This window comes from Ahrensia sp. 13_GOM-1096m (genome assembly GCF_000620605.1).
Lineage (GTDB): Bacteria > Pseudomonadota > Alphaproteobacteria > Rhizobiales > Rhizobiaceae > Ahrensia > Ahrensia kielensis.
Map to the genome: position 1 here is coordinate 502,208 of NZ_JIAX01000006.1, position 20,504 is coordinate 522,711.

15 protein-coding genes are annotated in these 20,504 nt (G+C 46.6%); 4 read left to right on the forward strand and 11 right to left on the reverse strand.

Annotated elements, in window-relative coordinates; genetic code table 11:
• Positions 1-2: 2 nt before the first annotated feature.
• Entirely contained in the window at positions 3-599 is a 597-nt protein-coding gene (locus tag N530_RS18540) for a hypothetical protein (protein WP_051540713.1), read from the reverse strand.
• A gap of 71 nt (positions 600-670) precedes the next feature.
• Here N530_RS18540 and N530_RS0102840 point away from each other — a divergent pair, with 71 nt between their 5' ends.
• Positions 671-1,870 (forward strand): HAMP domain-containing sensor histidine kinase, encoded by a 1,200-nt coding sequence (locus tag N530_RS0102840; RefSeq protein WP_026479462.1) that lies wholly within the window; start codon positions 671-673, stop codon positions 1,868-1,870.
• Positions 1,871-2,047: 177 nt separating this feature from the next.
• Positions 2,048-3,466: an NADP-dependent phosphogluconate dehydrogenase gene (gene gndA / locus N530_RS0102845; RefSeq protein WP_026479463.1), complete on the forward strand. Its 1,419-nt coding sequence runs from the start codon at positions 2,048-2,050 to the stop codon at positions 3,464-3,466.
• Between the two features lie 17 nt (positions 3,467-3,483).
• Here gndA and N530_RS0102850 read toward each other — a convergent pair whose 3' ends face one another.
• The 3 genes from N530_RS0102850 to N530_RS0102860 all read right to left on the reverse strand — a co-directional run bounded on the left by N530_RS0102850 (position 3,484) and on the right by N530_RS0102860 (position 7,488).
• Positions 3,484-4,299: an alpha/beta hydrolase gene (locus tag N530_RS0102850; RefSeq protein WP_026479464.1), complete on the reverse strand. Its 816-nt coding sequence runs from the start codon at positions 4,297-4,299 to the stop codon at positions 3,484-3,486.
• The gene (locus N530_RS0102855; RefSeq protein ID WP_026479465.1) at positions 4,293-6,695 is read right to left on the reverse strand and encodes a bifunctional diguanylate cyclase/phosphodiesterase; all 2,403 of its coding nucleotides are present in this window, start codon (positions 6,693-6,695) and stop codon (positions 4,293-4,295) included. The genes N530_RS0102850 and N530_RS0102855 overlap by 7 nt, the downstream gene beginning before the upstream one ends.
• Before the next feature lie 337 nt (positions 6,696-7,032).
• Positions 7,033-7,488, reverse strand: coding sequence for an Lrp/AsnC family transcriptional regulator (locus N530_RS0102860; protein WP_081773872.1), 456 nt, complete (start codon positions 7,486-7,488; stop codon positions 7,033-7,035).
• Between the two features lie 129 nt (positions 7,489-7,617).
• On the opposite strand from N530_RS0102860, the gene putA reads away from it, so the two are divergent.
• On the forward strand, positions 7,618-11,091 hold the full coding sequence (putA, locus tag N530_RS0102865; protein WP_026479467.1) for a bifunctional proline dehydrogenase/L-glutamate gamma-semialdehyde dehydrogenase PutA: 3,474 nt from the start codon (positions 7,618-7,620) through the stop codon (positions 11,089-11,091).
• A 36-nt stretch (positions 11,092-11,127) separates the two neighbouring features.
• Here the strand turns inward: putA and N530_RS0102870 are convergent, their stop codons facing one another.
• Genes N530_RS0102870 through N530_RS0102885 form a run of 4 tightly spaced genes read right to left on the reverse strand, consistent with a single transcriptional unit; the run spans position 11,128 to position 15,925 of the window.
• Complete coding sequence (locus N530_RS0102870; protein ID WP_026479468.1) at positions 11,128-12,576, reverse strand: mannitol dehydrogenase family protein; 1,449 nt, start codon at positions 12,574-12,576, stop codon at positions 11,128-11,130.
• Positions 12,573-13,802, reverse strand: a complete 1,230-nt coding sequence (gene uxuA / locus N530_RS0102875) for a mannonate dehydratase (protein WP_026479469.1) — start codon at positions 13,800-13,802, stop codon at positions 12,573-12,575. The genes N530_RS0102870 and uxuA overlap by 4 nt, the downstream gene beginning before the upstream one ends.
• 34 nt (positions 13,803-13,836) lie before the next feature.
• Positions 13,837-15,237, reverse strand: coding sequence for a glucuronate isomerase (gene uxaC, locus N530_RS0102880; RefSeq protein WP_026479470.1), 1,401 nt, complete (start codon positions 15,235-15,237; stop codon positions 13,837-13,839).
• Entirely contained in the window at positions 15,227-15,925 is a 699-nt protein-coding gene (locus N530_RS0102885) for a GntR family transcriptional regulator (protein ID WP_162150927.1), read from the reverse strand. Before N530_RS0102885 ends, uxaC begins: the two co-directional genes overlap by 11 nt.
• A gap of 191 nt (positions 15,926-16,116) precedes the next feature.
• On the opposite strand from N530_RS0102885, the gene chrA reads away from it, so the two are divergent.
• Positions 16,117-17,427, forward strand: a complete 1,311-nt coding sequence (gene chrA, locus N530_RS0102890; protein ID WP_051540714.1) for a chromate efflux transporter — start codon at positions 16,117-16,119, stop codon at positions 17,425-17,427.
• A 47-nt stretch (positions 17,428-17,474) separates the two neighbouring features.
• Here the strand turns inward: chrA and N530_RS0102895 are convergent, their stop codons facing one another.
• Genes N530_RS0102895 through N530_RS0102905 form a run of 3 tightly spaced genes read right to left on the reverse strand, consistent with a single transcriptional unit; the run spans position 17,475 to position 20,417 of the window.
• Positions 17,475-18,383, reverse strand: coding sequence for an NAD(P)-dependent oxidoreductase (locus N530_RS0102895; RefSeq protein ID WP_026479473.1), 909 nt, complete (start codon positions 18,381-18,383; stop codon positions 17,475-17,477).
• Positions 18,380-19,195 carry a glycosyltransferase gene (locus N530_RS0102900; protein WP_026479474.1) on the reverse strand — a complete coding sequence of 272 codons (816 nt, stop codon included), beginning with the start codon at positions 19,193-19,195 and terminating at the stop codon, positions 18,380-18,382. Before N530_RS0102900 ends, N530_RS0102895 begins: the two co-directional genes overlap by 4 nt.
• 1 nt (position 19,196) lies before the next feature.
• On the reverse strand, positions 19,197-20,417 hold the full coding sequence (locus N530_RS0102905; RefSeq protein ID WP_026479475.1) for an NAD-dependent epimerase/dehydratase family protein: 1,221 nt from the start codon (positions 20,415-20,417) through the stop codon (positions 19,197-19,199).
• Positions 20,418-20,504: the final 87 nt, after the last annotated feature.

Consider the following 20,504-nt stretch of genomic DNA (forward strand, 5'->3'; position numbering starts at 1 on the left):
ATTCAAACAATCGGCGGAGCTTGGCTTTGCGCAAAAGTGCGATAAAGCGGACGGAAAAGATTGTCCGTCGCTTCCGGTATTTTGATTTCAAGAGCGGTTGCAAACCGGCAGAAAACTGAATCTGCGAGAGAACCGACAGACAGCGCAGCGCCCGCAATAGAGCAAAACTCACAAGGAACAGGTGAACTATGATGCGGAGTGCCATCGCCTGATTGTTCGCATAAAACTGGTAAAGTGCCGTCCGGCAATACGAATTGCGCTGAAAATGCGCGCGCGTCGTAGCCCGATGGCGCCACTGTTTCGCGTGAAAAAGCAGTATGCGCAAATGACGCTAAAATAAGCGCTGCGACCAGCAGTAATTTCAATGGCAGAAACGTGTTTTTCAAACGATAACTCTGGTCAAAATCATAACGAGGCAATGCGTATATGACCTGTTTACACGCAGCGCGTAATGAATAATAGGCACATTTTTGACGCAGCCTTGGACGCATCATTGCTGCGTAAAGCGCTGGATGCTTTAGATAAACAGCGTTTTTGTAAGCTGATTCAGCTTCAGGCAAGGTAGCGCGCGATATAGTTAACAAAAGGTTAACGAGCATAACACGCACCTGTATGTGAAGACCGCGCAAGTCAGATGCTACCAATAATTTGGACTGCTCTGGGGGAATTCATGAAAACCATTGCTGATACACATAAGCTTATAGATATCTATACTAACTTGCATCTGGTCGCCGCTAAACCAAAGCAAGCGGTGCATAATGCTAAAAACTTGAGTATTGTGATTGTCGACGCTGATGGCGTTGATTTTGAAATGCTTACTAAGCATCTAAACCTCATTCAACGTTATAATGTCAGTGCCATTCGCGCGCATAGCCTTGCTGATGCAACTAAAATCGTAGCGAGTAATCGCGCCGAACTTGTATTGTTGGGCAATAGCCATGAAGTTTCTGCTGGCGATGATGCACTTGCTATTTATGCCGAATTAAAAAGCGAAGTGCCTGTTCTTTTTATAGCGGGTGAGACCACAGACGATGGCTTTGATCGCGATATGGTCAATTATATTGATCTCGATAATTTGACGCCTGCAGTGCTAGAGCTAACGATCCGAAATGCGCTACACATTTTCAAACTTGAGCAGAAGCTTGAACAAACGACCACGCGGTTGAATGAAGTTAAGTGCGCAAAAGATAATTTTTTCGCCCATGTTAGCCATGATCTGAAAACACCGCTTAATGCCATTTTAGGTTATTCGGAAGCGCTGATGCTTGGGGCGTTTGGGCCATTAGATAATAGCAATGTTGCTGATACGCTGACGATAATTAATCGTGCAGGAACTAATCTTCTCGGTGCAATCAATGAGCTTATTGTCCAGGTTTCAAGTGTTGATTACTTGAAGAATCCTGTGTGGGAAATGACCGACATCAACGACATAATCAGTACAGCAATTAATCAGGTTGATGTCTTTGCCGATTGCCGAAAGCAGAAAATAACAAAACAGTTTGATGCTTTATTGTGTCTGACAGAGTGTGACAGCAATGCCGTAATGCAGGCTGTAACCAGTGTTCTTACCAATGCGATCAAATCTTCGCCCGAGCTAACGGATATTAGCGTTTCCACAAAAAATTGCGGCCAACATGTCGAGATTGAAATTTGCGGTCAGAATATCTGTTTTACTGGCGCCCTAGATGTTCAATGTAAAGGGCTCGAGCAATCAGCTGATACCGCAAAGAAAGATGCGCGTATAGGATTGTCCATCATACGCTCTGTTGTTGATATGCATAAAGGGCATTTGGAAGTATCAGATACTGATGAGAGTGGAACTTTGGTAAAAATATCGCTTCCTAGAAAACGCCCTCAGAGCCAAAATTAATCTCAAAATATAACTGAAACACGCAAGCGTACTGCATGATTTTATCCACGATTATGCGGAATCAATTTCCTGTGAGAGGTTGCGTTCGCGCATGTCACAAGCATGATATAATGCTAATCATAGTCTCGTGCATTCGATGTGGGCATGCTGATAACAATACTAAAAAATGGAAACGAAATGACAGAGCAACCAACGGTAGGGTTAATCGGACTTGGCACTATGGGAAGCAATCTTGCGCTCAACATTGCAGAGAACGGTTTTGATATTGCTGTTTATAACCGGACAGTTGCACGCACGCATGAGTTCGTTGAAGAAGCCGGGCGCTTAAAAGATAAGCTGACTGGCACTGATACGTTGGAGCAATTCGTTGCTGCGCTCAAAAGCCCGCGCAAAATAATTTTGATGGTGCCTGCCGGATCGATTGTTGATGACCAAATTGCGGCGCTACGCCCACTCATTGAACCTGAAGATATTATCATCGATGCTGGTAATGCTAACTTTGGTGATAGTAATCGGCGCGCAGCAGAAGCGCTCGAACAAGGATTTCGTTTTTTAGGCATTGGCGTTTCTGGCGGTGAAGAAGGCGCACGTTTCGGCCCGTCGATTATGGGCGGTGGTCCGCGCAAAGCTTGGGATGAAGTCGCGCCAGTACTCGAAGCGATCTCAGCCAAATATGAAGGCCAAGCCTGTGCCACATGGATGGGTGAGGGCGGCGCAGGTCACTTCGTTAAAATGGTTCACAACGGCATTGAATATGCCGACATGCAGATGATTGCGGAAGTTTATGGCATTTTGCGTGATGGCATGAATATGTCTGCACCCGATATTGCTAACGTTTTTGCCAAATGGAATGAAGGGCCGCTTCAATCTTATCTGATCGAGATTTCAGCAGAAGTTGCCAAAGTCATTGATGATAAAGCTGGCGTTCCTATTCTCGATATCATTCTGGATCGGGCTGGCCAAAAAGGAACCGGACGCTGGACGGCCATTGAAGCACAACATCTCGGCACACCGGTAACAACGATTGAGGCAGCGGTTGCCGCACGCAACATTTCTGCACGTCTTGATCAGCGCAAGTCTGGCGAAGAAATATACTCTGCTGCGCCGTCACCTATCACAGGTGATGCGATCACAATTGATATGCTGGAGAACGCTCTTCTGGCTGGTAAAATCGCTTGCTATGCGCAGGGCTTCGATATGTTAAGTGCCGCTTCTAAAACTTATGAGTGGGGCCTTCCAATGCCGGATGTTGCAGAAGTTTGGCGAGAGGGCTGTATTATTCGTTCTGCAATGCTGAACGATATGGCCGAAGCATTGAAAAAAACGCCAGATGCGAATTTGATGTTTGCGCCATTCTTTGTTGAACGCTTGAAAAACAGTCACGGCGATCTGCGCCAAGTTGTTAGCCAAGGTGCGTTAACGGGCAATTCCACCCCTGCGCTTTCAGCTGGGCTTGCCTATTTTGACATGATGCGAACAGGCCGTTCAACAGCGAATATGATCCAAGCACAGCGCGACTTTTTTGGAGCGCATACATTTGAACGCATTGGTGAAGAAGGCGCACATAATGGGCCTTGGAATGGCACCGATAAGTAATATTGTATGGCGTTGGCTTATGCCAGCGCCGTGCGCAACAATGCAGAGTTTTTGTCGAGCAACCCGTCAATGACATTAAAATGATGCTTGTCGGGTTCTTCAACTGCCTCGGTTACAATACCAAGACCATGCCAAATATTTGCGATGAGCGCGTTTTGGCGCAGGAACTCGCTGCGCTCATTACTGCCTACCCATGCCGTTAAACGTATGTGAGGCAATGGTGATTTAAGTGCAGGGCTGGATGTTTCTGCACTTTCTCCTGTTAGCCGCATCGCATCGTTGAGTTTCGTATTAAGAAATGGCCGCAGGTCGAAAAGACCTGAAATAGGAATGATATGAGTAAGCCGCGCCGATACCTGTTTTTCAAGGTAGGTCTGTGTCGTTGCAAGCTCGGCCACGATGTGTCCGCCAGCAGAATGACCCGTTAATATAATTGGGCCTGCAATATTTTGAGCTGCATGATTGATGGCTTGGGCAACCATATGTGTGATTTGGTCTATGGTGACGTTCGGGCACAGCTCATAGCCAGGAACGAGAACGGCAAATCCAGCCTCTACAGCACCTTTGGCATAGTGTGACCACATGGATTTGTCTGTCGATTGCCAATAACCTCCATGTACAAAAACAAAGAGACCTTTTGGCGCTCCATCTGGTATGAAGAGATCGTATTTTGCGCGCTCTTGTGGACCGTAAGAAACGTCTAACGTGCCTTTGGCTTGTTTTCTATATTGCGCGGCATCAGTCGGCCATTGCGATATTATTTCTGCGCTACCGGCAATATTGCCGCCATTTTCATAGGCACTGTCCCAATTTGTTATTTGAAAAGCTACCATGCTTGTTTGCGCTCCGGCGTAAAGGCTATTAAATTGTCTGCAGATTTTTCAGCAAGCATACGTTGAACATCACGCGCAATAAATCGGCCAATATCTATAACCTGTTGCGGTTTGCCGAAATAGTAACCTTGCAGATAAGTACAGTTCAATTCCGAGACCATTGAAAGTTGCTCTGCAGTTTCGATACCCTCGACCGTCGTTTCCATTTTTAATTGCTCACCCAAGCGAGCAATTGTTTGGAGAACCTTTTTGGCGCTTTCGTCACGTTCAGCCTGCTGCAAAAATGACCGATCGATTTTCAACTTATCGAATGGGAACTTGATGAGGTACATAAGGCTAGAAAACCCTGTGCCAAAATCATCAAGAGAAAAGCTGACGCCAAGACGCTTAATCTTAGTGACCTTTTCCATAACCGCTTCAGGATTATCGGCAAAAACAGCTTCTGTGATTTCAAGCTCTAGGCGATTAGCTTCCATTTTTGTTTCATCAAGAATGTTTTCGAGGCGTTCAATGAAGCTTTCTTGCTGGAATTGAGGAACGGATACATTGACAGCAAGCTTCATATGAGGCGGCCAATATGATGCGATATAGCAGCCTTCACGAAGCGCCCAATCACCCAGCTTGTTGATGAGACCAGTTTGCTCGGCCAGAGGAATGAACACATCAGGCGGCACAAACCCAAAGTCTTTATGTTCCCAACGCGCGAGTGCCTCAAAGCCTGCGAGCGATTGATCGCTTGATCTGAAGAAAGGTTGGAAGGCGAGCTTAAGAGCGCCATTATCCAGATCTTTTTCCAAAGCTTCACGCATAGCGTTCATGCGGTGAACTTGCTCATTCATACTCGTGTCAAACACACGGTAGCAATCTTTGCCAGCATGCTTTGCCTGATAGAGAGCTGTATCGGCAGAGCTCACGACGCTTTGAGTATCTTTTCCGTCTTTCCCAATAAACGCGATGCCAATAGATGCACTTACACGAACCTCTTGAATGCGGCATTGAATTGGCTTGGCAACGGTCTTGATGATTGCATCAGCAATTTCTTCGGTTTTTGATGTTGCTTTATCCACCTCCACCATCGCTGCGAATTCATCGCCGCCTAAACGTGCAATGACAGCCGTTTTCCCAATGGTTGATTTCAATCTTTTGGAAACTTCGACAAGCACCTCATCACCGGTCGCATGACCTTTTGTATCATTGATACGCTTAAATCCATCAAGATCGATATATAATATTGCAAACTCGCTGCCGCTTTCAAGATAATTTGCAAATGCCTGATCTATCTTGGAGAAGAATGATGATCTGTTCAGCAGGCCAGTCATGGTATCATTATTGGCCAAAAACTGAATGTTCTTTTGGTCTTCTACTTCAAGAGTACGGTTTTTCGCAAAACCTCGGTAGCCCATAAAGCTACCTTCTGCATCGAACTGAGGTTTTCCGCTCACTTCAATCCAGACCATGTTTTGATGGTTGGGGCCGACACCAAAGGTTATCTCTTGGAGTGGAATTCTTTCTACAAAAGCTTCTTGGATGGCCTCTAAATTTTGTTGAACGAATAATTTGTTGTTTGAGAATGCTTTTTGAACATTATCAAATTTAAAGTGCCATGATGAAATATCAGTACCTATAGCACTTGAAAAATTCTCGACGCCAAACGTCATTTTTCCTGATGAATCAATTTCCCAAAGCCAGTCGCTAGCACCTTCTGCATATTCGTTAAGTAAAATGGAAATTGTGTCAGCATTTTTTTGTTGCTCAAGATCCTTACAAACGGACTTAGCAAGGTTTTTGGCAAACACCATTCCTGCTCGAACAAGAATAAAGCAATAGATCAGGAACAAAATACCAAGCAGGACCGTGTCCAGTGTCGGGTACATGAACATTGCAATCGTTGTTAAGATAGCAATGGGGGTAACAAAAGCTAATAGAGCGGACGGAACAAAGCTCATAGCAACGGCACCGCCACCAAGCATGCCCGCAATTACAGCGCTAACAATAAAATCTGGATTGGCGCTCGTTGAAGAAAACAGCACAGCCAGAGAGCTACCCCACAATAATGCAGAGATACTGCAATATGCGGTTACTTTTTCGATGGCTGTTGTGCCGACATAGTCTGGCATTTTTCGTAATTTAAATTGATGCACAGCATAGGCATTGTGAGTAATGAGAACTAAAATTGGTGCCATAAAAAATATGGTTATGTTCCTGAGATCTGTGTTCCAGAAATGCATGATTAAAGACACCGCATTTGCATAACAAACCAACACCATAAGTGGATTGACTGAAATGACACGGTCAATCTGCGCTTTTCGAAGTGTGCTTGTCGTGAGCCTAGAATTTGCATGCTTACCAAGCATTATTTTTTCAAAATGCAGAACCAAGCTTTTCAGAATTGACATTTTAGCTCCGAAATCGAGAATTTCACTTACTTTGCTTGACAGAAATGTGCCGGAAAATGAGTGAGCAAGATATTTGCTATAAATCGAAGCGCTTTTCTTATCCTAAGACGGACACAAGGACTCGCTGTAGCGCAACGCGTGTCCTTCATGACACTAGGATGATCAGCATGATCTTAGCCAACTAGATCAGTGCTTTGCTAATTTTGAGTAAATCTAAACCGGAAAACCATTTATTTTCCTCTATTTAGCGCTAGTTAGTAATGTTACGCAACGTTACATTGGCGAGGTCGGAGGCAATATAGTTTGCATTTTTGTTTTGGTTGCGCAGTCGCTCGCTTTAATGGTCGTCTTTTACCGCTTCCATAGAGACGTGGGTTGAAGTGCTGTTCACATAAGGCAGAGAAGAAATGACTTCACCGAGAATTTGCCGGTAAGAAACGATATCGGTGGTGCGCACTTTAAGCAGATAGTCAAAGCCACCGGCAATCAAATGGCACATTTCAATCTCTGGAATCTTTCGGATTGCATCATCAAAAGCTTTGAGGGCTTTGGGTGTGGTGTCATTCATTTTGACTTCAATGAAGGTCACATGACCAAGTCCCATCTTCATGGGATCAAGTACGGCGCGATACCCAACTATATAGCCGTAATCTTCCAGTTTTTTGACGCGCATTTGGCACGGCGTTTTCGAAAGGCCGACTTTTTCTGATAGCTGCGTTATGGATATGCGCCCGTCTGTCTGCATAATACGCAAAATTTTACGGTCGGTCTGGTCTAATTCACTAAATTTCATAATTTCAATATTCAAATTTCACATACAGATGGCTAACAATGGGAAAATGAACTGGAAATAGCAACAATAAAGTGAAATTCACTGTTTCAGCTTTGCTAGTGTGCGTCATTGTCACAATGGATTGATGCCATGTTAAAACTTGAAAATCTTCGTACTGTCATTCGGCGCAATCATATGCGTGATGAATTTGAAATTATAAATGAGCTCGTTGCCAATGCTGAGATGAGTGAAGATTTTCACCAGCGTGCTGAAAAGCGTGGCGCGCAGCTTGTTCAAGAAATTCGAAGTGATCGCAAGCCAAGCCTGATGGAAGTGTTCCTTGCTGAGTATGGCTTGTCCACGAACGAAGGTATTGCACTTATGTGCTTGGCAGAAGCTTTGCTTCGCGTGCCAGACAGCGAAACAATTGATGAGCTAATTGAGGACAAAATTGCACCATCAGAATGGGGCGCCCATTTGGGTAAATCCAGCTCTCCGCTCGTTAATGCTTCCACTTGGGCGCTTATGCTTACAGGTAAAGTGCTGCGGGAAGATGAGAATGAAAAAAACAGCATGGCTTCGCTGCTTCGTTCAGCCGTTCGCCGCGTTGGAGAGCCTGTTATTCGCACAGCCGTATCGCGCGCGATGAAGGAGCTTGGCGCTCAGTTCGTTCTGGGTGAAACAATTGAAGCTGCGGTGTCACGCGGCCGTAAAAAACAAGCGCAAGGCTATACTTTTTCCTATGATATGCTGGGTGAAGCAGCGCTGACTGCGTCTGATGCAACCGATTATTTTGATGCTTATGCAAACGCGATTTCCAAACTGGCATCAGAATGTACGTCAGACGACATTCGAAAAAATCCGGGCATATCTATTAAATTATCTGCGCTGCATGAACGCTATGAAGTCGCCCAGCGCGACCGAGTTATGACGGAGCTGGTTGAGCGTACATTGATATTGGCAAAACAAGCCCGTGATGCTGGTATGGGCTTAAACATCGACGCGGAAGAAGCTGACCGTTTGGACTTGTCCCTTGATGTTATTGAAGCAATTTTGAGTGATGAAGCATTAGCTGGTTGGGATGGTTTTGGCGTTGTTGTGCAAGCCTATGGAAAACGCTCTGCTTACGTCCTTGATTGGCTATACGCATTGGCAGAAAAGCTCGACCGCAAAATTATGGTGCGCTTGGTCAAGGGCGCTTACTGGGACACAGAAATTAAGCGCGTTCAAGTCGAAGGCTTGGAAGGCTTTCCAGTCTTTACGCAAAAATCGGCAACCGATGTTTGTTACATCTGCTGCGCGCAAAAACTTCTTGGCATGACGGACCGTATCTATCCGCAATTTGCTACGCATAACGCTCATTCCGTTGCTGCAATTATTGAGATGGATGCGGCACCTGATGTATTCGAATTTCAACGCCTACACGGCATGGGCGAGTCGTTACATGATCTCGTGATTAGTAAAAACAAATATCGCTGTAGAATTTATGCGCCTGTTGGCGCGCATGAAGACTTGCTTGCTTATCTGGTGCGGCGTCTTTTGGAAAATGGGGCAAATAGCTCGTTCGTCAATCAAATCGTTGATGAGAATGTTCCGGCTAGCGTCGTTGCTGCTGATCCATTTAAAAAAGTTGATCCAGACCTCGAAACCGTATGTCATCCTGATGACCTTTACGGTGATGAACGCCGCAATTCACGTGGGTTCAATGTGCGTAACACAGATGATCTTGAACTGATCGAAAATGCACGTGGGCCATATAAAAATCATCAATGGCATTTGAAGCCTGTGATAGTGGCTAAAAAAGCCTCTGGTGAGACTGTCACAGTTAAAAATCCGTCTTTGCCGGATGACACAGTCGGAACAATTCAATTTTGCACAGCCAAGGATGTGGACAAAGCAATTGCTGACGCATCCATTTGGACAGCATCACCGCAGGAGCGTGCTGCCGTTCTCAATAAAGCCGGCGATCTTTACGAAGAACACTTTGGTGAATTGTTTGCCTTGCTGGCCCGTGAAGCTGGAAAGACCGCGTTGGATGCAATTGCCGAGCTGCGTGAAGCGGTCGATTTTCTGCGTTATTATGCAGCGCGTGCACTCGAACTTAAAAACCCGCCGCGTGGAACAATTACTTGTATCTCGCCGTGGAACTTCCCATTGGCGATTTTTACAGGACAGTTGAGCGCCGCGTTGGCCGCAGGCAATAGTGTCTTGGCCAAGCCAGCAGAAACAACAAGTTTAGTCGCTGTAAGAGCAACTCAATTATTGCATGAGGCAGGTGTTCCCGCATCCGCTTTGCAATTATTGCCAGGTGAAGGCAGAACGATCGGCGCTGCTTTAACAGGACACAAAGACATCAACGGTGTGTGCTTTACAGGCTCGACCGCGACGGCCCAATCAATCAACCGGAACATGGCTGAAAACATGTCTCCATCTGCGCCACTCATTGCCGAAACGGGTGGTTTGAATGCGATGATCGTTGATAGTACCGCTTTGCCGGAGCAAGCCATTCGAGATATTGTCGCTTCGGCTTTCCAGTCCGCAGGGCAACGCTGCTCTGCATTGCGAGTGCTCTATTTACAAGACGATATAGCAGACAGTTTTTTGAAGATGCTATATGGCACGATGGACGCACAGGTCGTCACTGATCCTTGGGAATTTAAAGCTGACCTTGGACCGGTTATTGACGAGAAAGCCAAAGCAACTATCGAAGCGCATATTGAAACCGCCCGCAGCGAAGGCCGATTGTTAAAACAGATCACTTGTCCTCAGACCGGCATATTTGTCGCGCCAGCTGTTTTGTCCTTGTCCTCGATTTTGGATTTGAAGCAGGAAATTTTTGGGCCTGTGCTCCATGTAGTTAGATTTCATGCAAACGAACTTGATCAGGTTCTGCGTGATATCAACGCAACGGGCTTTGGTCTGACATGCGGTCTGCATAGCCGTATCGATGATCGCGTTGAATATGTGACGCAGCGTTTGAACATCGGCAATATGTATGTGAACCGCAACCAGATTGGTGCTGTCGTTGGAACGCAGCCTTTTGGCGGTGAGGGCTTGTCCGGTACAGGGCCAAAAGCGGGTGGGCCATATTATGTGCCGCGCTTTGCAATGGCTGATACTATGACGCTTTCTGCGCCGCAGGCACAATTTGTTGATGCACACGAAGTGCAAGCGCTGTTAGATCGCGCCAAAACAACTGGCCAGAGTCTTAAAGCGCTAAACTTGCCAGGGCCGACAGGGGAATCCAATATCCTGTCCATATATGGCCGCGGAAAGGTTTTGTGCCTTGGCCCAACACGCGAAGCTGCACTGGCTCAAAAGAAAGTCGCTGAAGAAAATGGCTGTGCCGCGATCTGTATCGCACCGGACCTAGAACGTGATGAAGGTTTGAACGGATCACTAGAAGCGTCAGCACTGGCAACACTTGAAGGGTTTGATGCCGTGGTCAGCTTTGCTGAAGATGATGTTCTGCAAGCTTACCGAAAAGTGCTTGCTGAACGCGATGGCGCAATACTTCCATTAATCAACGACCAGAATTTTGCTGATCGTATTCATCTGGAGCGCCATATCTGCATTGATACGACGGCTGCAGGCGGCAATGCGAGTTTGCTGGCGTCGGTATAAATTGCTTAAAAGGTCAGCCCATTAGGTTAGCAATGTCTAACCTAATGGGTGTGATTTTAAAATCGAACTTAGCTGGTCTTTCAGTTGCTCGGCCCAGATGTCACTTTGTTGCAGCTGTGCCGGAAATAGGTTGGCAAGTTCTAGAAACGCCGTGCAAATATCGTTTACGTTGCCATTTCCAGATTTGAATGCTGAACGAAGCTCATCTTCTCTTGGATCGCGCAAATCATATGTTTTGCCGGTATTTGTGATACCTGCGCAAAAGCGTATCCATACAGCCGTTGCCAAAGCGAATGGTTGGATATCTAGCCCGTGTTCAAGACTTTCAATTGCAGGTTCGAAAATGCGTTGCGGCATTTTCTGTGAACCGTCCATCGCAATCTGATACGTCTCATGGGCAATGTTGGGGTTTTCAAATCGCTCGATGAGTTGTTTGCCGTAATCTTCAAATACAATGCCGCTTAAAGGCGTAAGTGTTTTGCTGGCGGCAAGAATGTGCTGTTCAACCAAATTATGTATGTGCTGATCTGCCATTGCATCGCGCACATATTTATGGCCGGCTAGAAATCCGGCATAGGCGATCAATGAGTGGGCACCATTGAGCATTCTTAATTTCATGCGCTCATAAGGGGCAACATCATCAACAAACAAGACGCCCACATCTTCCCACAGCGGGCGTCCGTCGCAAAAATTATCTTCCACCACCCATTGCGAAAATGGTTCTGTTTCAATCGCAGCAGCATCCTTCGCACCAAGTATTTCTTCAATTTCGGCTAAGAGCTCTGGTGTTGCTGATGGTGTGATGCGGTCAACCATCGAACTTGGAAATGCGCCATGCGCTTCAATCCATGCCGCTAATTCCGGATCAATGCGGCGTGCAAAATCAAGAACACCGCTGCGAACAATTTCCCCGTTCTTGGGAAGGTTATCGCAGCAAAGCACAGTGTAGGGTTTCAAGCCTGCGTCTTTGCGCAATCTTAGCCCTTTGACGATCATCCCGATAATGCCAATCGGGTTTGCAGAATCTTCCAAATCATGCGCGATGCTCGTATTCGACAGATCAACACCGCCTGAACTTCGATCAACACCGTAAGCTTTTTCAGTGACAGTCATCGTAACGATGCGCGTTTGCGGATCAGCCAAAGTTTGGAAAATTTTGTCCGTGCTGCGTGTTGCAGCTTCTACCTCTGTGATGCTGCCGATAAGGCGCAGAGAGAGTTGCTGTTCTTTGCCTTCACGCACTGCAAGCGTATAAATGCCATCCTGTGCATTGAGCGCATCTGCACCTTTTGTGCTTTGAAGGCTAACGCCCAATATGCGCCAATCGCCCCCATGTTTTGCAAGAACATCATCGATATAGACCGCTTGGTGGGCGCGGTGAAATGCGCCAACGCCAAAATGGACAATTCCAACGCCGTGCGCATTGCGCTCGTAGCTTACATTTTGAACTGTTTTGGGCGGCGTAAAAGAAGCATCAATATTCATGACTGGCTCACCGTTAATTTGCCTGATATAACGGCTTCCAAAGCTGATATAACACCGCGAAGTTCAGCTAGTCCTTTAAGCCTGCCGATGGCCGGATAGCCCGGCTGCGCACTGCGGTTTAGATCGTCCAAAATATCTTGCCCGTGGTCTGGCCGGAAAGGAATGTTCCAATCTTTGCGCCCAGCTTTTTTACGGCGGTTTTCCTCGTTTAAAACAGCATCAATGAGAGCCACCATATCGGTGTTGCCGGACAGATGTTCACCTTCGTAAAATGAACCAGGTGTTTGCTGCACATCAAGGACAACATTGCGCAAATGTAGGAAGTGAACACGGTCGCCAAGACGTTCCATCATGCCAGGTAGATCATTATCCTTATTCGCGCCAAGCGAACCAGAGCACAATGTTATACCGTTTGCGGGACTGTCCACGGCTTCCATAAGCAGACGGTAGTCCTGTTCTGTTGACATGGTGCGCGGCAGGCCGAGCAAAGAGAAGGGAGGATCATCAGGATGACAGCAAAGCCGCATGCCTAAACGTTCAGCGGTTGGAATGACCTCTTCCAAAAACGCATAATGGTTTTTTCTAAAACGGTTCTCATCAATACCGTGATAGCCGTCGAGCAAAAGCTGCAGGTCACTCAAGGTCAGTTTTTGATTGGCACCGGGCAATCCGGCAACCAAATTATTGGTCAGCTGAATTTTTGAAGCATCGTCCATTGTTGCGAATTTTTGAGCAGCGCTTTCAATAATAGCATCATCATAATTTTCTGTAGCACCCGAGCGCGCAAGAATATGAATATCGAAAACCGCAAAGTTGGTATAATCGAAGCGCATACAGCGTGCACCATTGGGCAGTGGCCAGCTTAAATCTGTGCGCGTCCAATCCAGTATTGGCATGAAATTATAGCAGATCGTTTCAAGGCCAGCAGCAGCGAGATTTTCCAAGCTCAGCTTGTAATTGTCGATGTGTCTGCGCCAATCATTGTCTTGCTTTTTGATGTCTTCGGAAACGGGCAGGCTTTCCACAACGTCCCATTTTAAACTGGAAGGCCCGCCATTCTTGCGGGTAGCAATTAGTTGTTGCCGTTTTTCGATTTCACTGCTTGACCACACCTCACCATTATCGATGTGGTGAAGGGCGGTAACAATACCGCTTGCTCCAGCTTGTTCAATCTCATCAATGGCAACATTATCGTGTTCACCAAACCAACGCCATGTCTGCTTCATTATCGCTCTCTTATTGTTGCAACGATAGTTGTTATCAAAGGTTGTAAGCTTGTTTTGCGAGCCGGTAGGTAAGGTCAATCGCGACCTCAACGGCATCGTCTTCTTTGATCAAATGCTCGGTAACTTGCTTAGCCAAGAACGCGCAATCGACACGCCGCGCAACATCGTGCCGCGCTGGAATGGACGGAAATGCACGCGTATCATCGTTAAAGCCTGCGGTGTTATAGAAGCCAGCGGTTTCGGTTGTCATTTCTCTGTAGCGCATCATGCCGGCAGGACTGTCATGGAACCACCATGCGGGGCCAAGCTTGAGGCTCGGATAGGCACCTGCAAGCGGTGCAAGTTCGCGGGCATAGGTTGTCTCGTCCAGCGTGAAGAGGATGAGCGAAAGACGTTTGTCCATGCCATATTTGTTCAAAAGGGGCTGCAGAGCGTCGACGAAGCTAACGGACTTTGGAATATCGAAACCTTTGTCACGTCCAAATGTTTTAAAGACAGATTGATTGTGGTTTCTCACAGATCCAGGATGCAATTGCATAACAAGCCCGTCTTCCACGCTCATTCCCGCCATTTCTGTAAGCATTTGAGCGCGGAACAATTCCTTGTCCATTTCGCTGTTTTTGCCATTCAAAACTTTGGCGTAGAGCGCTTCACAATCCTCAAGTGACAGGTCAGCGGTCAACGCGGATGGGTGACCATGGTCGGTTGCCGTTGCCCCCATGGATTTGAAATAGGCACGACGAGCGCGATGGGCGTTCAAATAGCCCTGCCATGTCGAAACTTTTTCGTTCGTCTGAGCGCCCATTTTCTCGATATTGTTGAGTAGATCAGGATGATCTGGGTCAATTGCCGCATCCGGACGATAGGTAGGCACAACACGTCCATTCCAGTCGCTTTCTCGAATATCGCGGTGCGCTTTGAGATCGTCAGTACATGCGTCTGTTGTGGCTAAGACTTCAATATTAAAGCGATCAAACAATGCACGCGGTTTAAAAGATTGTTCCGCAAGGCAAGCGCTTATTTGATCATAAACTGCATCAGAATTTTGCGCAGATAGAGTGTCTGTTGCGCCGAAAAGAAACTCTAACGTGTAGTCGAACCAAAGCCGTGATGGCGTGCCGCGAAATAGGTGATAGTTTTCGGCAAACAGACGCCAAATTTCACGCCCATCAGTTTGCTTTGCAACACCTGTATGATCAGGCACGCCCAGCATATCAAGGCTAATGCCTTGGGAGACAAGCATTCTCAAAACATAGTGGTCGGGAACAATGAGAAGCTGCGCTGGATCGGCAAAGTTTTCATCTTTGGAAAACCATTGCGGTTCAGTGTGACCGTGTGGGCAAATGAGCGGAAGGTGTTCAACTTCTGCGAAAAGGCTACGTGCAACTTTTCGAGTTTCAGGGTCCGCTGGGAACAACCGATCTTCACTTAGCATTTTTAACAGCCTCGAAAGCAGAGTTGATGTGTTGGCTCACAAGAGCTTGTGCTAGCTCCGCGTCTTTACTTTTGAGAGCTTCAATGAGCTTAAGGTGTTCTTCAAAGGCAACGTTGATGCGTAGCGGCAAATCTGCCGTTAAACGGATACGCGCCCGGTCTGTGTGCGCTTTGACTGATTGAGCCAAACGCCACGCCGAAGGTATGCCTGCCATCTTTGCGAGTAATTGATGAAACTCTTCATCATATTTGAAAAAATCGATATGGTTCTTTTGTGAAACCGCTACGCTTTGCAGCGCAACCAATGGTTCTAATACACTTAGGTCGCAGTCATTTGTGCAGATTATTTTGACAACTTCGCGTTCCAATGCTCGCCGAATAATAATGCCTTCGGTGACGCGCGCATCATCGATGTCCGATACAATTGTACCAACTTTTGAGATCGTTTTAATGAGGCCGTCATGCATGAGCTTTTGATAAGCTTCGCGCATCGGGGTGCGACTAACGCCCAGACATCCACATACGTCTTGTTCGTTAATTGCCTGACCCGGTATCAAATTATCAAGAATAATGTTCAGCCGCACAAGATCGTAAATCTGCGGGCCAATTGAGCGCGTGCGATCAATCATGTTTGGTGACAGAACATTTGCTATTTCAAATGCTTGTTCATTTTTAGATAATTTTACCATGGCAAACATTCTGTTGGTTCAATGGGTTTATTGGTCGTTCTGGTGTATCTCATTATCTAGTATACATGAACACAAGGCGACATGAAAGACAGTGCTGCCTTTTTAAACATCTGAATAAATTCTGGTTTTTATGTCGTCATTTGTTCTACATATGCTGTCGCGATAAACCCGCGAGTGATTTGCCGCTCTCAATGCAAAAAGGCCTTCAAGTGACAATTCCAAATGACATCGAACTTAAAGGCCCAACGCTGGGGCAGGCAGCACGCATATGGTGGAAAATCGGAATTCTATCATTTGGCGGCCCTGCCGCTCAAATCGCGCTCATACATAAAGAGGTCGTCGATGAAAATCAGTGGCTGACTGAACATCAATTTTTGAATGCCTTGAGTTTTTGCATGTTGCTGCCGGGGCCAGAAGCCACGCAAATAGCCACATATGCTGGTTGGCGTCTTCATGGTGTATTAGGCGGGTTGATCGCAGGTCTTCTGTTTGTCGTACCCGGCGCCGCAATAATTATGGCGCTTGCATGGATATATAGCGTCTATGGCAATGTGCCGCTTGTGGCTGCGCTGTTTTACGGCATCAAAGCTGCTGTGCTTGTTATCGTGGTGCAAGCCTTGTTTAGGGTCGCGAAAAAAGCACTCACACAGAACATGCACTGGGTCGTGGCAGGCTTGGCCTTTATTGGCATTTTCTTTTTGTCTATTCCCTTTCCACTCATCGTGCTGGCTGCAGGTTTTACCGGCTGGCTGTTAAGTACACAGCAAGTGCCCGATGAAGCATTGTCGATGGCGCACATTTCGCTCAGACAAACCTTGCAGACCATTATCATCTGGTTGGTGATATGGCTTTTGCCTTTGCTTATTTTGGCTTGGCTGGGCGCACCTGAATTGCTGGTTGATATTGGACGTTTCTTTTCAATATTGGCCGTTGTGACATTTGGCGGTGCCTATGCGGTTTTGGCGTATATGGCGCAGGATGTTGTCGTGCAATTTGGCTGGCTGACAGCTGGCGAGATGATCGATGCGCTGGGCTTGGCAGAAACAACACCGGGTCCGCTCATTCTGGTAACGCAATTTGTTGCGTTTCTGGCTGGCTATAAGGAAGCCGGATTAATGATGGCGCTCGCCGCCGCATTACTGACTTTATGGGTTACTTTCGTACCCTGCTTTCTGTGGATATTTGCAGGCGCACCTTACATCGAATGGATTGCTGACCAACCTCGACTGCGCGGTGCGTTGCAGGCGATAACTGCCGCTGTCGTGGGCGTTATTTTGAACCTGTCTATCTGGTTCGCCTTGCATGTGCTGTTCTCAAAAGTCACAAAAGAGCAGTTCGGCTGGATAACGCTTTGGAGACCTGACTTTGCATCAATAGAATGGTTGGCCGTGGGGTTGTTTGTGTTGAGCGCATATCTCGCATTTCGCTGGCGTTTTGATATGTTTAAAATTCTTGCAATCACGGCGCTATTGGGAGCTGCTGGGAAAATCCTATTGTCTTAAATTGCGCTGAAACGAATTCACGAAGACATATAAGTAGAGCTCAATCTTCAATCGATGTCGTGCGTTAAACCAGATAGATCTAGTTTCTCACGAGGTTGCCAGCCAAGGCTGCGCAAACGTGTGCAATCCATTTGATTATACGCGCTAGCATCTGATTTATTCGGCAGAGGTAAATGGGCTTTGCCGATAAGATTCCCGTATGCTTTCAAGAGTTCATGCCGATCGAGAAGAATATCAGATACATTAAAGATAGCTGGCTTGTGAGCGTCATCCATATGCAGTTGATTTGTGTCTAAATGGAGCAAAAGATTTACTGCCGCAGCAAGATCATCGCCGTGAACCTCAGTGCCGATACGGGGTGCGATTTTTGTCCCGTTTGAATATTGCTTAAAAAGCTCAGACCACTTGTGTTCATAACGCTTTGAAGGTGAGCCATAAATGCCGGTCGCACGCAGCGAGATGGGCAAAAAATCACCGCTGGCAAGTGCGGCTAAAGCGTTTTCAGTTTCAAGTTTGACCTGTCCGTAAAGCGTATCTGGCTTGGGCGGAGTGTCTTCCATAAGCGTTAATCCAGGCTCCTGAGTTCCATAAATAGCGCGGCTGGAAAGAAAAATAACACGTTTCACGCCTGCATTTTTTGCAGTCTCAAAGAGTGCGTTCGTACCATCCACATTGCGCTTGATAAAACCATCAGGATCATTGCCTTCACCGCCGCGATATTTACCGGCATCGTGGTGAAAAGCTGCATGAACGAGAGCATCAGTGCCGTTAAATAGCGCGCTTGATAGCGCTTGATGATCGAGTGAAAATTGTCTGAATTCTACATTCTTGTCGAAAATATCACGTTCGGGCGCTTTGCGTCCCAAAGCCATCACATGATGCCCGCTAGACAGTAGATTGTTGACGATGAAACGCCCGACATATCCAGTCGCTCCGGTGACTGCGACACGCATCATTTCATATCTGACGGGTTTGCTAGCGTATCAATATCCGGCAAGTTTTTACCTTCATAATAAGCTTGCCACAAATCAATCAGAGGCTTGAGCTTATCTGCCTTGCCGTGATTTTTCTCCCACGGCTTTTCATATTGGTAATGAACAATATGAACCGATTTCCAATCCCATAGTTCGGGTAGGTTAAACCAGACATATTGCAGTATATTGTAGAATACTGGCAGTCCATGCCAATCGCTAAAATAGGTTTCCAAAAATGTCTGATCTGTGCGGCGCCAATAAGCATCAGGCGCATCAAGGACAGTCAGCATGCTATCGAAAGTTGCCTGCGATGGCTTTGCGACAAAAACACCGGAGTTAAGCCGGTGGAAATCTGCAACTGATTCATAGACATTGGGTGCGGCTGAAAACTCAGGATAGTCAAACAGCTTGTCGATATTGCGTATGACCAAGGCATCCGCATCAATGAAAACAATCGTTTCATAACGCTCAAGCTGCCATAGACGCAGTTTTACAAAATTGTCTAATGGCGTGTGAAAAAGCGGCTTGTCGCCTTTTAAAAACGGTGCATTTTCATGAATGTTTTTCTTGCGGTGGCGCTCATTGAAAGCGGGAGAACACGGTAAATGTTCCACCGCTTCAAGCTTGGCACCAAGATCATGAAGAGGCAGAAGCGATGTCTCACTCACTGCCTTTGTGTGCATGACAACAATGTCTGCATTCGTTTTGGTTAGCACAAGTGACCGCACGAGTGCACATGCGGCCATTGCATAATCATCATTGGTGACGAGCGTCACAAAGGCATTTTCAGTCATTTTAAGAGACAGCTTTTAATCGCTTCTTTTCAGGGTCTGTATCAACCGTTTCAGCAATTTTCTTGGTCCATGCAGAGGATGCAGGCACACGGCTGCGGTCTACGCGGTAAGCGTATTTTTTCGCAACTTCGATGACTTCTTCCAAAAGACCTTCGGCCAATGTGATTGGTTTAAGACCAAGTTTGATAAACTGTTCTTTATCAACCACCAGATCGTTTTCGGCTGCTTCTTTGCGTGGGTTCGGAAGGTTTGCAATCTCGCCGCCCGTAAGCTTTGTGATCAGCTGTGCAAGATCACGCACACGGTGCGTTTCAGTAACCTGATTGAAAATCTTCACTCGGTCACCAGCTGCAGGTGCATCTGCCAACGCAAGTTCAATACAGCGCACAGAATCCTGAATATGAATGAAAGCACGTGTTTGCCCGCCAGTGCCATGCACAGTCAATGGATAGCCAATGGCTGACTGAATGAGGAAGCGGTTTAAAACAGTGCCGTAATCGCCATCATAATCAAAGCGGTTGATAAGCTGTTCATGGCGACGTGTTTGCTCGGTATGCGTACCCCAAACAATACCTTGATGCAGATCGGTAATGCGCAGCTGATCGTTTTTCGCGTAAAACTGGAAAAGCAACTGATCAAGACATTTGGTCATATGGTAGATCGAGCCAGGATTGGCAGGATATAGAATTTCTTGGTTTACTGTATTCCCGTCCATTGTTTCGATGCCAACCGGCAAATAACCCTCTGGAATAGCAGCGCCAACTGTTGAGTAGCCATAAACACCCATCGTGCCCAAATGCACCAAATGCGCATCAAGACCAATTTCGACCATTGCGTTTAGAAGGTTATGCGTCGCGCTAACATTATTGTTGACCGTATAATTCTTGTGGCGATCAGATTTCATGGAGTACGGCGCTGCACGCTGTTCTGCAAAATGAACGATAGCGTCAGGGCGGTGCTCAGCAAGCCAGTTTTTGAGCACATCATAGTCTTTGGCCAAATCAATGAGGTGGAAGTGAATGCGCTTACCAGTCTCTTGATGCCAAATGCGTGTACGCTCTTGAATGGAGTCCATGGGTGTCAGGGACTGAACACCAAGTTCTGTGTCGATCCAGCGACGGGACAAGTTATCAATTATGTGGATCTCATGGCCCTGATCTGAAAGATGCAAAGATGTTGGCCAGCCAACAAAACCGTCTCCACCGAGGATAGCTATTTTCATTCCCATTCGCTCCTATTTTATAAATTTAGAGGCCTATAACGCGGATTTGTGACAATAAAAAGTATTGTATTACAAGGCCGCTTCGCT

Coding starts and splice junctions, on each gene's coding strand:
- N530_RS18540 (WP_051540713.1), bottom strand. CDS start 599: ATGCTCGTTAACCTTTTGTTAACTATATCGCGCGCTACCTTGCCTGAA.
- N530_RS0102840 (WP_026479462.1), top strand. CDS start 671: ATGAAAACCATTGCTGATACACATAAGCTTATAGATATCTATACTAAC.
- gndA (WP_026479463.1), top strand. CDS start 2,048: ATGACAGAGCAACCAACGGTAGGGTTAATCGGACTTGGCACTATGGGA.
- N530_RS0102850 (WP_026479464.1), bottom strand. CDS start 4,299: ATGGTAGCTTTTCAAATAACAAATTGGGACAGTGCCTATGAAAATGGC.
- N530_RS0102855 (WP_026479465.1), bottom strand. CDS start 6,695: ATGTCAATTCTGAAAAGCTTGGTTCTGCATTTTGAAAAAATAATGCTT.
- N530_RS0102860 (WP_081773872.1), bottom strand. CDS start 7,488: ATGAAATTTAGTGAATTAGACCAGACCGACCGTAAAATTTTGCGTATT.
- putA (WP_026479467.1), top strand. CDS start 7,618: ATGTTAAAACTTGAAAATCTTCGTACTGTCATTCGGCGCAATCATATG.
- N530_RS0102870 (WP_026479468.1), bottom strand. CDS start 12,576: ATGAATATTGATGCTTCTTTTACGCCGCCCAAAACAGTTCAAAATGTA.
- uxuA (WP_026479469.1), bottom strand. CDS start 13,802: ATGAAGCAGACATGGCGTTGGTTTGGTGAACACGATAATGTTGCCATT.
- uxaC (WP_026479470.1), bottom strand. CDS start 15,237: ATGCTAAGTGAAGATCGGTTGTTCCCAGCGGACCCTGAAACTCGAAAA.
- N530_RS0102885 (WP_162150927.1), bottom strand. CDS start 15,925: ATGGTAAAATTATCTAAAAATGAACAAGCATTTGAAATAGCAAATGTT.
- chrA (WP_051540714.1), top strand. CDS start 16,117: ATGCAAAAAGGCCTTCAAGTGACAATTCCAAATGACATCGAACTTAAA.
- N530_RS0102895 (WP_026479473.1), bottom strand. CDS start 18,383: ATGATGCGTGTCGCAGTCACCGGAGCGACTGGATATGTCGGGCGTTTC.
- N530_RS0102900 (WP_026479474.1), bottom strand. CDS start 19,195: ATGACTGAAAATGCCTTTGTGACGCTCGTCACCAATGATGATTATGCA.
- N530_RS0102905 (WP_026479475.1), bottom strand. CDS start 20,417: ATGAAAATAGCTATCCTCGGTGGAGACGGTTTTGTTGGCTGGCCAACA.